The organism is Thiocapsa sp. (genome assembly GCF_011390875.1).
GTDB lineage: Bacteria > Pseudomonadota > Gammaproteobacteria > Chromatiales > Chromatiaceae > Thiocapsa.
Genome location: NZ_JAABRP010000138.1, coordinates 1 through 13587, shown reverse-complemented (window position 1 = coordinate 13587; position 13587 = coordinate 1). Strand labels below are relative to the sequence as shown.

The following is a 13587-nucleotide window of genomic DNA, read 5'->3' as shown; positions in this document are numbered from 1 at the left end:
GACGCCGCCCGTTCGGCATTCACCCGCGCGGTGCTCGAAGGTATGCAGGAGGCCGAGACGTCCGCGCTCGGGGGCACCATGACCTGCTTCATCGTCAAGCAGCTCAAGGGCGCGGGCGTCCATGCCACGGGTGCGAAGTCGCACAATCTGTATCCGGGAGACAACGCGACCAAGCCGAACATCGCCGCCGCACTGGAGCGCGGCGCGCTGGCCCCCGAGGCCTGGGCCTTGGTGCGGACCAACATGCAGCGTGCCGGCGGCGGCCCGGCCGGCGAGACCGCGGTCACCGAGTCGGAGCGGGTGCCGAGCGACATCGGGACCTTGCCGACCCGCGCCTTCGCGGTGGGCGAGAAGGCGGTGCCGGCGAGCGCCATGGCCGAGATGGTGGCCGAGCTGGGTCGGCGTGATCCGCTGTTCGTGGTGACCAACGCCGACGGCAACGAGGCGTCGAACATGAAGGCGATCAACGACGCCTTGAAGATCCGCCACCCGACCGAGGACGGTCTCTACAATCAGTCCCCGATCGGTCAGGTCTACGAGCCGCTGAGCGAGGACGCCTGCGCGGGCTTCGCCGCCGGTCTGGCCCTGTTCGGCGGGCGCTCGCTCTGGCTGTCCTACGAGAGCTTCGCCATCAACGGCTGGCCGATCGTGCAAACCGTCGGCCAGGCGATGGCGGAGCTGCGGCGCAAGACCCCGGCGGTGGTGTCGATGTTCACCGCCGGCGCCTTGGAACAGGGCCGCAACGGCTGGACCCATCAGCGTCCCGAGATCGAGAACTACATCGGCGGTCAGATGCGCAACGGCAACGTCTATCTGCTTTATCCGGCGGACGCCAATCAGATGCAGGCCGCTTACGGCTGGGCGACCGAGCAGTTCAACAAGTGCATCAGCATCATCGCCTCCAAGTCGGCGCTGCCGGTCTATTCGACCCCGGCGCAGGCGCGCGAGGCGATCGAGCAGGGTGCCGTCCGTCTGGCCGATACCGGACAGGGTCCGGCCGGGACGGTGGTCTTCGCGGTGACCGGGGACATGGTGGCGCTGCCGGTCTTCGCCGCCAAGGAGACCTTGGAGACCGCGGGCTATCGGGTGCGGATCGTGGCGGTGGTCAATCCGCGTCGGCTCTACCGTCCGAGTGACGTGGCCTGGCGCCATTCGGCAGAGCCGGACGACCGTTTCATGTCCGATGCGGACTTCCGGACGCTCTTCGACGGCGATGCCCTGATCGGCGTGAGCGGCGGCGGGACGGTCGCCCTGGAGCCGGTGCTTCTGCGCAGTCGTGCGGCGGCGCGTGATCTGTTCGGATGGCAGCGCGGGGAGACCACGGCCAGCCCGGCCGAGATTATGGCCTTCAACGGCATCACCGCCGAGTCGCTCGACCGTCGCGCCCGCGACCTGATCACGGCGGCTCGACCGGCACTGGACAGCGCCGCCTGACGGGAAATGCTCAGTAATCGGCGCAAGCCACGCGCTTGCGCCGAAAGATCAAGTTGCCACGGAAACACACGGAAGGCACGGAAAGAAAGACGACTCTCCTCGTCCGTGTCCTTCCGTGTGTTTCCGTGGCCAAAAACCCCAACATGCGTCGGGCGGAGATGACCCTCATGACCAGCCACCCAAACACCAAGATCATCGTCATCGACGACGACCCGACCGGGTCCCAAACCGTCCACGGCTGTTTGCTGCTGACGCGCTGGGATCCGCAGACCCTGCTCGAGGCGTTCGACGATGCCTCGCCGCTCTTCTTCGTCCTGAGCAACACCCGCGGTATGGACGCCGCGGAGGCGGCGCGGGTGACGCGCGAGATCTGCGTGAACCTGCGTGCGGCGATGGATCGGCTGGAGGCAGACGGTCGATCGATCCAACCGCTGATCGTCAGCCGCTCGGACTCCACCCTGCGCGGCCATTATCCGGTCGAGACGGATGTGATCGCCGAGGAGCTCGGCCCCTTCGATGCCCACTTTCTGGTGCCGGCATTCTTCGAGGGCGGGCGGATCACGCGCGATGGCATTCACTACCTGATGGTCGACGGGGTGCCGGTACCGGTCAACGAGACCGAGTTCGCCCGTGACTCGGTGTTCGGGTTCAGTCACGCCTTTCTGCCCGATTACGTGGAGGAGAAGACCGACGGGCGCATCGGGGCGCAGGCGGTCGAGCGCTTCAGCCTCGAGGATGTCCGCGGCGACTTGGGTCCGCGGCTGCGTGACTTGACCGGGAACGTCTGCGGTGTGGTGGACGCCGAGCGTCAGTCGGATCTCGACGGCTTCGCCCGCCAGATCCTGGACGCGGCAGGCCAGGGCAAGCGCTTCCTGTTTCGCAGCGCGGCGAGCCTGCTCACTGCACTGGCCGCGCTCCCGCCGCAACCGGTCGCCCCGGCGGCCATGTCGACCTATGTCCGCGACGGGCGGGCGGGCGTGGTCCTGATGGGATCGCATGTCGAGAAGTCGACTCGACAACTCAGGCATCTGATCGATCACTCCGACGTTGTCCCGGTCGAGATCGACCTGGACCGTCTGTTCGCCGACGAAGATGTCCTGCTGACGGATCTCCTCGGCCGGCTTGAGACCGCTCAGCAGGAGGGTCGCGGTGTCGTGCTCTTTACCAGCCGAGGCGAGCGACAGTTTCCGAGCACGGCCGAGCGGCTCGCCTTCGGTGCGCGTGTCTCGGGTTTTCTGGTTACGATCGTGCGGAACCTGCCGCAGGAGATCGGCTTCCTGATCAGCAAGGGCGGCATCACCTCCAACGACACCCTGAGCCGGGGCCTGGCACTGCGGACCGCGCGTGTCCTCGGCCAGATCCGCGCCGGCTGCTCGGTGGTGCGCTGCCCGAAGGATCATCAGCGCTATCCGGATCTGCCGGTGGTGATCTTTCCGGGCAATGTTGGCGGGGATGAGGCGCTGGCGGAGGCTTATCGGATCCTCGCCGGCTCTAAACCGCGCCCCGTGTGATCCGCGCGGTTTTTGCAGGGATGCGACCTCACGGCAGCTTAGAAAGCTCTCAGTTGGCGCGGTTTAGAGAATGTTTTCTGCGTATTTGGTGGTTTGACGGTCTGGATGGGGGCGGGCCATACTCGGTGGCGTCACCACGATGATCCGGGGCCAAGCGATGTCCAGACCGCAACCCAGTGTGCAGGATGACGCTCGCGCGTCCTATCCCGCCTACGACGACGACCTGGTCGGGTGGGCGGCGGCGAATGCCGCCTTACTTAGAGCAGGCCGTCTCTCGCAGGTGGACGCATTGCACCTTGCCGAGGAGTTGGATGACTTGGGAAAGAGCGAGCGTCGGTCCCTGACGAGCCATCTGGGCAATCTGATGCTGCACCTTCTGAAATGGCAGTTTCAGCCCGGGTTACGTGGCCCGAGTTGGCGGCTCTCGGTCAACAATGCCCGCGCGGCGGCTGCCGAGATCCTCGAAGACAGCCCGAGTCTGCGCCCGGCCTTACCGGCTCTCATCGATAAGGCTTACCCGCTTGCCCGTCGCAATGCGCTCGCCGAAACCGGGCTTCCCGATACAAGGTTTCCGCTTGACTGTCCCTATGCCGTCGACCAACTGCTCGACGATGGCTACTGGCCGAGTTCTTAAACCGCGTCCAAAGTGAAATGTGTCGTTTTCATTGTGTGTCGGGCTCTAGGATTTTTCCGACCGTTGTGGACACGCGGTTTAGGTGATTTCCGGAAAAGGACCTAACGGCAAAGCCGAAACCAGGGAAAGTGGTCGAAGGCTCTACTCGTTGTCGTTGTCATAATCGGATTCCGGACTCTCACGGAGACACGGAGGGCGCGGAGAATCCGAGATCTTTCCTCCGTGTCTCCGTGTCTCCGTGAGAGATCTCCGATACTGATCGGTGCTCAGCAGCGGCCCAAGCACGTTTGATCCCGTCATAGAAACCCTTGCAGAATCCCCCCCATTCGTTATATTGCTGCGCAGCAGCATAGACGCGAGCCGATCTCGCCCCGTTTCCTTGGCCGTTTCGACGGCCGCTCCAGAGGCAAACCGATGCTTCGAAAGATCCTGATCGCCAATCGCGGCGAGATCGCGGTGCGTGTGATTCGCGCCTGTGCCGAGATGGGCATCCGCTCGGCGGCCATTTACTCGGACGCCGACCGTCATTCGCTCCACGTGAAGAAGGCGGACGAGGCCTACAGCCTCGGCAGCGATCCGCTGGCCGGCTATCTCAACGTCCACAACATCGTGAATCTGGCCGTCGCGACCGGTTGCGACGCCGTCCATCCCGGCTACGGCTTTCTATCGGAAAACCCGGAGCTGGCGCGCGCCTGCGTGCGGCGTGGTCTGACCTTCATCGGTCCGACCGCAGAGGTCATCGCCCGCATGGGCGACAAGACCGAGGCGCGGATGGCGATGCAGAAGGCCGGTGTCCCGGTGACGCCGGGCAGTCCGGGCAATCTCGAAAACCTGGACGCCGCGCTGCGCTGTGCCGATGAGATCGGCTATCCGGTGATGCTCAAGGCCACCTCGGGCGGAGGCGGGCGCGGGATTCGCCGTTGCGACGACGCCAAGGCCCTGCGCCAGAACTTCGAGCGCGTCATCTCCGAGGCCACCAAGGCATTCGGCCGGGCCGAGGTCTTCCTCGAGCGCTGTGTCGTCAACCCGCGACACATCGAGGTGCAGATCCTCGGCGATCATCACGGCAACTGCGTGCATCTGTTCGAGCGCGACTGCTCCATCCAACGGCGCAACCAGAAGCTGATCGAGATCGCGCCCTCGCCGCAGCTCGACGAGGCGCAGCGCCAGTACGTGAACGGGCTTGCGGTGCTTGCGGCGCGGGCCGTGGGTTACACCAATGCGGGCACCGTCGAGTTCTTGCTGGATGACGACGGTCGCTTCTATTTCATGGAGATGAATACCCGCATCCAGGTCGAGCACACCATCACCGAAACCATCACGGGTGTGGATCTGGTCGAGGAGCAGATCCGCGTTGCGGCAGGCTTTCCGCTACGATTCAAGCAGCACGAGATCGGCCGGCGTGGGTACGCCATCCAGTTTCGCGTCAATGCCGAAGACCCGAAAAACAACTTCCTGCCCAGCTTCGGGCGTATCTCGCGCTACTACGCCCCCGGCGGCCCAGGCGTGCGCACGGACGGCGCCATCTACACCGGCTATACCGTTCCGCCGCACTACGACTCGATGCTGGCCAAGGTCATCGTCTGGGCACTCAACTGGGACGACGTGGTCAACCGCAGCCACCGCGCACTGCGCGACATGGGGCTCTACGGCGTGAAGACCACCATCCCCTTCTATCAGGAGATCCTGCGGCATCCGGATTTTCGCTCCGGACATTTCAATACCGGATTCCTGGACGCGCATCCGGAGCTTCTGAACTACTCGACCAAGCGCCGCCGCGAAGACATCGCCGCCGCCCTCGCTGCCGCGGTCGCGGCGCACGCGGGTCTCTAGCCCGGGCCCGTCCCGAACATCATTTGATTGCCTCGATTGACGAGACCTAGACCATGCCCAAGATCAACATCACCGATGTCATTCTGCGCGATGCCCATCAATCTCTGATCGCCACGCGTATGCGCACCGAGGACATGCTGCCGATCTGTCCGAAGCTGGATGCCATCGGTTACTGGTCTTTGGAGTGCTGGGGCGGCGCGACCTTCGACGCCTGCGTGCGGTTCCTGAAGGAAGACCCCTGGGAGCGTCTGCGCAAGCTGCGCGAGGCGCTGCCGAATACCCGCTTGCAGATGTTGTTGCGGGGTCAGAACCTGCTCGGTTACCGGCATTACTCGGACGACGTCGTGCGCGCCTTCGTCAAGCGCTCGGCCGAGAACGGCATGGACGTCTTTCGCATCTTCGATGCATTGAACGACCTGCGGAATCTCAAGACCGCGATCGAGGCGACCAAGGCTGCCGGCAAGCACGCGCAGGGCACCATCTGTTATACGGTCAGTCCGGTCCACGACGTGCCCGGCTTCGTGCGCATGGGCAAGGAGCTTGCCGCGATGGGGTGCGACTCCATCGCCGTCAAAGACATGGCCGGGTTGCTGACGCCCTTTGTCGCCGCCGATCTGGTCAAGGCGCTGAAGGACAGCGTCGATCTGCCGCTGCACCTGCATTCGCACGCCACCTCCGGGCTGGCCGACATGTGTCACCTTAAGGCGATCGAGAACGGCTGCGACACCATCGATACGGCGATCTCGTCCATGGCCGGAGGCACCTCCCATCCGCCGACCGAGAGTATGGTCGCCGCGCTTCGGGGCACCCCCTACGACACCGGCCTGGATCTCGAAGCGATCCAGGAGGTCGGCATGTATTTCTACCAGGTGCGCAAGAAATATCACCAGTTCGAGAGCGACTACACGGGTGTGGACACCCGAGTCCAGGTCAATCAGGTTCCCGGCGGCATGATCTCCAACCTGGCCAATCAGTTGAAGGAACAGAATGCACTGGACCGGATGAGCGCGGTGCTCGAGGAGATCCCGCGCGTGCGCGAGGATCTGGGCTACCCGCCGCTGGTCACCCCGACCTCTCAAATCGTCGGCACCCAAGCGGTGCTCAACGTCCTGACCGAGAAGCGCTACCAGACCATCACCAACGAGGTGAAGCTCTATCTTCAGGGCCGTTACGGGCGCGCCCCGGCGCGCGTCAACCCGACCCTGCAGCAGCAGGCGATCGGCAACGAAGAGTTGGTCGAGTGTCGACCGGCGGACCTCCTCAAACCGGAGCTCAAACGCCTCGTCGAGGAGATCGGCGCGGTGGCGACATCCGAGGAGGATACGCTCACCTATGCCATGTTCCCGGAGATCGGCCGTGCCTTCCTCGAGCACCGCGCCGCCGGGACCCTCCATCCCGAGCCGCTCGAGCCCCCGCCGAGCGCCGCCGGCGCCCAAGCCGCGCCGACCGAGTTCAACATCGCCGTGCATGGCGAGACCTACCACGTCAAGGTGACGGGTGCCGGTCATAAGGGTCTTGCCGAGCGTCACTTCTATCTCGACATCGACGGTATTCCCGAAGAGGTCCTGGTCGAGACCCTGGACGAGGTCGTCCTGACCGGCGGTGCGGACGGTGCGGTGAAGAAGGCGATCGCCGGCAAACGGCCGCAGCCGACCCTGCCCGGCCATGTGACCACCTCGATGCCGGGCAACATCGTCGATGTCCTGGTCAAGGAGGGCGATACGGTGACGGCCGGTCAGTCGGTCCTGGTCACCGAGGCGATGAAGATGGAGACCGAGATCCAGGCGCCCATCGGCGGAACCGTGACCGGGATCTTCGTCAGCAAGGGCGACGCGGTGAATCCAAACGAGGTCTTGCTCGAAATCGGCGCGGCTTAAACCGCGTCTGTCGAGAGTCAAGGTCCGCGCAACTCGAGATCCTGCCGAGGAGAGGCCGTATATGACGTCGGACGGGTTGACCGTCAGATTCGCGAGCTTGATCGTCGCCGCGGCACTGTCCTCGGGAAGCGGTGCGACCTGGGGCCTGGATCCGTCGGAGCAGCCTGCGCGAGAAGGATCGCCGTCGGCGCCGCAGATGGCCTTGGGCGGGTTGAATGGGGCTGCCGAAGCCGAGGGAAACACATCGACCGAGGTCGCCTTCTACCGCTGGATCGACCAGGCCGACACCGGGACCAGGATCAAATTGCGCCTTCTTTGGAGCAAGACCACCAACAGCCGAACGATCCATGTCGATGTCGGCGACGAGCGGGTCCTCTTGACAGGCGTCGTGCGCACTTGGCGAGAGAAGGAGGTGGCTCACCGCACCGCCTCCCGCATGGCAGGGGTTGTCGGTGTCGACAATCGATTGGACGTCGATCCGGATGCGAGCCGCGTCGATCAAGGCGACCCATTACCGGACAAGTCCGATCCGGGAGTCTTCGATTCGTGGATTACTACCCGCATCACCGCCTCCTTGAGCTTCGACCGCACGATCGACCATGCGCTCATCCGTGTGGCGAGCCGCTCGGGCATTGCCACGCTGAAGGGTCAAGTCCCGACATCGATACAGAAGCGCGAGGCAGGCCTCATCGCGGCAGACACTGCAGGTGTCGAGCGTGTCGAGAACGAGCTGGTGGTTGCTCCTCGGATGTGAGAGCCGGTCGGAAGGGACCGTCGGACGGCTGTCTACCCTGAGATTCGCGCTCGGACCCTACGGCCCTCGATCCGCATGACGAGGCGCATCAATCGAGCCGCTTCCGGCATCGCCGATGACCTACCAGACGATTTCCCCGGCATCATGGGCCGCAGCAACCATGCGTCCGCGGCCCTCGTCGACGCGCAAGGCGACAACCAGGGCGAGCGCGAACAGCAACACGCAGAACAGGATCGCGGTCTGCAGCCCCACCAGGACCTGCAGGAGCCCGATCGCAAGCAGACCGAACATTCCCGCAAGCTTCATCGACAGGCCCCAGAAGCCGAAGAGCTCGCCCGAGCGCGACAGCGGAGAGAAGAGTCCGACCAGGGTTCGCGTGGCGGACTGACAGGCGCCTAGGCTCAGCCCCGCGACACAGCCGACCACCAGAAAGATGTACTGCGCCTGCCAATCGCGCCCCAAGACGTCACGCGCCAGCTCGCTCAGGAGCGGCGTGAGGTAGATGAGCGCGATCGCCAGCATCCACATCACCAAGGTGATCACATAGGTCCGCAGTGCCCCGAGCCGGTCTTGGATGAATCCGAATCCGAGCGCCCCGACGGCCGCGGTGATCTGCACCAGGACGAACATCAACGTGCGCACCGACGCGTCCCAGCCGATGACCTGCGCCCCGTAGATGAAGGCGTAGGCGATGATGATGTAGATGCCGCTCATCGAGAAGAAGACCGAGACGAACAGCACGCCCAGATCGCGATGGGTGCGCAGATGGGTCAGCGTCTGGCGGACCCTTGCGATGCCCATTCGCATGATGCCGGTTCCGGGCGGCAGGGCGCGTGCCCGACCGCGCTCCTGAACCCAGAGAAAGGTCGGAATGGCCGCAATCAGGAAGAAGGCGGCGGCCCAAGGCCCGACCCAACGGATGCGCTCGAAGTTCTCGGCGCTGACATCGCCCAAGACCAGCAGCACGAAGACCGCCGAGACCATGCCGCCGACATAGCCCAACGCCCAACCGAATCCGGAGATCTTGCCGAGATCCTCGGGCGGACCCAGTCCGGGCAGGAAGCTGGCGATGAATGCCTCGCCGATCGAATAGGCGAAGTTCGAGATGATCAGGAGCAGCACGCCGAGCAGGGCATAGCCGGGTGCGACGAAATAGAGCGCCGCCGTCGCGACCACCGTCAGCAGATAGCTCGCGAAGAGAAAGCGTTTCTTGCTCGCCGTGTAATCCATGATGGCGCCGGCCACCGGGGAGCAGACCACCACCAAGAGATAGCTCGTCGAGAGCGCCAGACTCCAGAGCAGATTGCCGAGGCGGTAATCCGGCGCATCGCCGACGATGACACGCGTGAAGAGGTCGCCGAAGACGACTGTGATGATCAACAACGTGTAGGCCTGGTTGGCGAAATCGAACATCGCCCAACCGAAGATCTCGCGTTTCGATGCGCGGGTGCGTGTCGTCATGTCGGCCCTTCATGGGTTGGTGTGCTCGGCGGCGCATGCGGTGCGAGCCGGGTCATGATCTGCAGACAGATGAGCCCCAGCACCATCAATCCCGCCACGACCAGCAGGGATCCATCGAAGGTTCCGCTGATCTCGGCGACCTCGCCCGCGAGGACGGGACCGAGGATCTGAGCGATCCCGTAACCGAGGGTCAAGCGCGCCATGATCTGCGCAGGATGCGCAGGATAGCGCACGCCGACCATGGTGAGGACCAATGAGACGATGCCGATGAATGTGAAGCCGAACAAGAAGGCGCTGATGATCGCCGCGAGGAGCGTTCCGCTCACGACCGGCAGGACGATCCCTACGATTTGCAGACCGTAGGCGATTTGGAGCGTGCGCAGATAACCCAAGCGGCGGGCGATGCGGTCCCAGAGGATCGGTGCCGGGATCGCCGCCACGCCCACGAGGAGCCACATCCAATCGCCCAAGCCCTGCAGGAGCGGCTGCTGCTCGGTGATCAAGACCGTGAAGGTGGCATTGATGACATAGCCGAATCCGGCGCAGACATAGGCGCCTTGGAGCAGCCACAACCAGGATGCGCGGGGTTCGGGCGCGGCGCCGAGGTGGCGGGGCGTGAGCGGCTGACCGCGATCGGGCGTGGGCAGTCCCAGCCAGGCCGGGATCAGAAGAAGGGCGCCGACGAGCGTCAAGGCGAGCCACTGGCCTTGCCAGGACCAGACGAGGCCTGCGCCGGCGACCACCAGGACGCCGACCACGATCCCCAATCCGATCCCGCTGAAGTGCACCCCGAGTTCGCTGCGATGATCATGTCGGATCAGCCAGTTGAGGATAAGGCCCGATCCCAGCATCAGCCCCGCGGCGCTGCTCAGCCCCGCCAGATAGCGGCTCAGGCCCCAAAGGACCGGCGACTCTCCCATCGCCATCATGAGGGTCGTGATCACAGCCAAGAGGAGACCGGCACGATACAGCCGGTCCTTGATCCGAAGGTCCCGGAGTCGACTCACGATCAAGACACCGGACAGGTAGCCGAGATAGTTCCAGCCGGCCAGCCAGCCAGCGAGGGCTTCGCCCATGCCCGTCTCGCTGTGCAGAATCGGGATCATCGGCGTGTAGGCGAAGCGTGCCACGCCCAAGGTCAGGATCAGGGCGCAGATCCCGGATCCGAGAACGCTCCAGTGGCTTGGTTGATGATCGGGGCGTCTCACCCTGGCTCCGGTAGTCGGTCGCGTCGTGCTTCATACATGTAACAGATGGCCTCGACGATCGCATTCATCCGATGGCTCACCGGTCGGCCGATGGCCGTTCCGCTGCCGGATCTGTGGTCACCCGTCGTTGCGCCCGGGGCAGTCCCGCACGACATCCGCAACGAGGCGCGAGCGCCAGAGGTAGAACGCCACCGCGAGACTCAGCAGCAGCGAGACCAAGAGCGGCTCGTCGATCGCATCGCGCAGCGGCAGGCTCGAACCTACCAAGGCCGCGACCAGGAGACCGAGGTACATGAGGATCGACAGCGTGAGGATTTCCCGTGCACGTCGCCAAACTCGGCGCACCCAGTCCGGACAGGGTCGGCGCCGTCTGAATCCCGCAGCCATGACGAGGGCCGCCGGGAGATCGGCGAGGACGAACTCGGGCCGCACGAGAGTGCGCAGCACATCGATCTCCTCCCCGGTCGTCGGCAGAAAGGTGATCCCCAAGAGGAGCAAATGGCGCACCAGGAAGACCAGCGCCAGCCAAAGCAGAATCGAGACCTTCAGGAGCAGGTCGTCGTCGTAGCGATGGCTGGCGTAGCGCGGCCGGCGCTCGGGATGCGCCCCGCTCATCACGCCTCCGCACCGGACGAGGATCGGGAGACCGACGTGAGGCTAGAGCGCACCGGCAGGAACGCGCACGAACTCAAGGCGGTGGCGCTTGGTCGAGCTGCGCGTAGATGCAGTTCAACGCAGCGGTGTTCGTTCCCGTCGGGAAGAATCCGTTGATGTCGGTCGCGTAGGTCGTTCGGTCAATGCGACCGTAATACAGCTTGCTGGTCTCGTCGAGGAAATAGTCGTTGTCGTCGCCGTTGCTGATGTTGATGACGTAATTCAGGGGCTGATTGCCGAGCGAATGATGCCCGCAAGCATTGGCGATCTGGTTGTAGAACCCTTCTACACCCGGCTTTTCGATCAGGCTATCCGGTGCGACCAAGTCGCCGCCGCAGCCGGACAGTGCCAGCATGACAACGCCGGTCACGGCCAGGGTGGTCTGCACGCGTGTGCGCTTGAGTGCTCGCATATTTCGTTTTCCTCGGGTTGACACTCATCGAATCCAACTTGGGTCGAACGGGTCGGGCTGAAACGCTCGATATTGCGCGACACCGTACGCCAAGTGATGCACGGACTGAAGAAAATTCAGCTCCGCCCAGGCATCGAGGGGCCACCCGGTACGGTCTCCGCGTTTGTCGAGCATGAGATCTGAGAACATCGCGTCAAACGTGCCGGGATCGCCCCAGACGAGATGGAGTCGTTTGATGACATGTGGAAACCTCTCCTCCAGAACGGAGAGCATGGCCGTCGCTCCTCAGTGGTGCGGGTCGCTCGCGGCGACCGACTGCGGTGGCCTCGACCCGAGAACCGGGCGTCGCCCCGGGTTTGGTCCACCTGTGTTCGAGATCCGGTACCCGAATCGTCTGTGTCCGCCGCCGGTCGCCGTGTTCTTGCGAGCGGTGGTTTCGACCGTGAGGAAGCATTCTGCGAGCCAAAACAAAGTTTGCACTTAACGATAGGAACTTGCGAAAAATACTCCGTCGTTGTTCGACCATGAGAGGAACTCGCCGCACATGGACCGTGCCATTGTGACCTGGATGGTCAGCGTCGCGCGGTACGCCCCGGATCCGCCTCGCCCATAGCGGCGGTGTAAGTGGCGCCTTACTCGTCGGCGATCGAGACGTCCTTGCCCGCTGCCGTGAGCTCGGCGGTCTTCACGTCGATATAATCGAACGGACTGTCGGGGTAACGTTCGTAGTGGCGCCCGGCCACATACTCCAAGACGCCGCCGAAGTGGTAGCGGTAGAGCATGCTCTCGATGCGTGCGATCTCGCGTCCCCGGTCGAACAGCACGATGCTCGGGGTGTATTGAATGCCCAAAGACTCGGCAAGCGCCTTTGGCGTGGTCGCGTTGCCCATGGGATCGATGATGGGTGTCTCCGATCGGGTGTCGAGACGCACGAGGGTCAGACCCTTCAGGATTTCCCTGATCTCGGGGTCGGCCAAGTGGCCGTCGTGCAATGCATCGCAGGCCACGCAGGCGTCGTCCTCGAACAAGAGCGCGAGGGGGCGGTCGGCGACGCTCGCGAGATCCTCGATCGTCTGGATCTGCGGATGCTCTCGGAAGCTGTACACCTCGCTCGGGCGCTTGGCGGCGGCATAGTCGTTCAGCGTCTGCTGCAGGTAGGCCCGTTCCTGCACATAGTCGAGCACGACCTTGAAGTCATCGCGATTGCGATAGCCGCTGACGCGCGCGACCGGACGGTTGGACGAGTCCAGAAAGACGACGGTCGGGGTGAAGCGCACCTGATAGAGCTCCGCGAGCTCCTTTTCGGACATCGACATCTCTTCGGTCACGGCGACCTCGCGATCGCCCTTCGTGTTCAGGGTGATGACGTCGAAATGCTCTTGGACAAAGTCACGGTAGGGAGAGGTCGCAAAGTTCTCCTGGATCAGCTTATAGCAGTAGGGGCAGCCGTTCATTTCCATGACGAGGATGACGTGTTTGCCCGATTCGGCGGCCTCACCGACATCTTCGGGGAGGTCGAGAAAGCTCTCCTTGAACCAGCTCGGATGGCTGAGCATCTTTGCGCCGGTGACCTCGCCGGTCGGGGTCTGATCCTGCGCCGCGGCGGGGACTGCGACGAGGGCTGCAAGCAGCAAGCCTAGAGGCAAGAGCCTTAGCGGGGATATCGGTGTCGTGCCGAGCATCGAAATCGTCTCCTGTAGGGTGCGGTCGGTTGTGGATCCTAACCGGGAGGGCGGCTGTCGGGAAAGGCTCGGTCAGGGCATCAGGGCGGTTTGTACCGAACGCGCATGGTTTTCCGGAAAGCGCGGC

Annotated in this window: 11 protein-coding genes and 1 pseudogene; 6 read left to right on the top strand and 6 right to left on the bottom strand. The window is 64.0% G+C overall.

Annotated features, from left to right (window positions below):
• The 6 genes and pseudogenes from GPT33_RS12185 to GPT33_RS12160 all read left to right on the top strand — a co-directional run.
• A pseudogene (locus GPT33_RS12185) lies at window positions 1-1434 on the top strand (phosphoketolase); the annotation flags it as partial.
• A 167-nt stretch (window positions 1435-1601) separates the two neighbouring features.
• Window positions 1602-2945: a four-carbon acid sugar kinase family protein gene (locus tag GPT33_RS12180; protein WP_296809318.1), complete on the top strand. Its 1344-nt coding sequence runs from the start codon at window positions 1602-1604 to the stop codon at window positions 2943-2945.
• Between the two features lie 157 nt (window positions 2946-3102).
• Window positions 3103-3579, top strand: a complete 477-nt coding sequence (locus GPT33_RS12175; protein ID WP_296809317.1) for a DUF29 domain-containing protein — start codon at window positions 3103-3105, stop codon at window positions 3577-3579.
• Window positions 3580-3993: 414 nt separating this feature from the next.
• Window positions 3994-5412: an acetyl-CoA carboxylase biotin carboxylase subunit gene (locus GPT33_RS12170; protein WP_296809316.1), complete on the top strand. Its 1419-nt coding sequence runs from the start codon at window positions 3994-3996 to the stop codon at window positions 5410-5412.
• 53 nt (window positions 5413-5465) lie between these two features.
• A complete protein-coding gene (oadA, locus tag GPT33_RS12165) occupies window positions 5466-7289 on the top strand; it encodes a sodium-extruding oxaloacetate decarboxylase subunit alpha (RefSeq protein WP_296809314.1) in 1824 nt (607 codons plus the stop codon).
• Window positions 7290-7350: 61 nt separating this feature from the next.
• Window positions 7351-8043, top strand: coding sequence for a BON domain-containing protein (locus tag GPT33_RS12160; protein WP_296809312.1), 693 nt, complete (start codon window positions 7351-7353; stop codon window positions 8041-8043).
• A 120-nt stretch (window positions 8044-8163) separates the two neighbouring features.
• On the opposite strand, the gene GPT33_RS12155 is transcribed toward GPT33_RS12160, so the two are convergent.
• The 6 genes from GPT33_RS12155 to GPT33_RS12130 form a co-directional block, all read right to left on the bottom strand.
• Window positions 8164-9504, bottom strand: a complete 1341-nt coding sequence (locus GPT33_RS12155; RefSeq protein ID WP_296809309.1) for an MFS transporter — start codon at window positions 9502-9504, stop codon at window positions 8164-8166.
• Window positions 9501-10712 carry a YbfB/YjiJ family MFS transporter gene (locus GPT33_RS12150; RefSeq protein WP_296809307.1) on the bottom strand — a complete coding sequence of 404 codons (1212 nt, stop codon included), beginning with the start codon at window positions 10710-10712 and terminating at the stop codon, window positions 9501-9503. The genes GPT33_RS12155 and GPT33_RS12150 overlap by 4 nt, the downstream gene beginning before the upstream one ends.
• Window positions 10713-10829: 117 nt before the next feature.
• Window positions 10830-11327 (bottom strand): DUF2919 family protein, encoded by a 498-nt coding sequence (locus GPT33_RS12145; protein WP_296809305.1) that lies wholly within the window; start codon window positions 11325-11327, stop codon window positions 10830-10832.
• Window positions 11328-11400: 73 nt separating this feature from the next.
• A complete protein-coding gene (locus tag GPT33_RS12140; protein WP_296809303.1) occupies window positions 11401-11778 on the bottom strand; it encodes a hypothetical protein in 378 nt (125 codons plus the stop codon).
• Window positions 11779-11802: 24 nt separating this feature from the next.
• Window positions 11803-12051 (bottom strand): hypothetical protein, encoded by a 249-nt coding sequence (locus GPT33_RS12135; protein ID WP_296809302.1) that lies wholly within the window; start codon window positions 12049-12051, stop codon window positions 11803-11805.
• A 359-nt stretch (window positions 12052-12410) separates the two neighbouring features.
• A complete protein-coding gene (locus tag GPT33_RS12130; protein WP_296809300.1) occupies window positions 12411-13460 on the bottom strand; it encodes a thioredoxin fold domain-containing protein in 1050 nt (349 codons plus the stop codon).
• Between the last annotated feature and the right edge of the window lie 127 nt (window positions 13461-13587).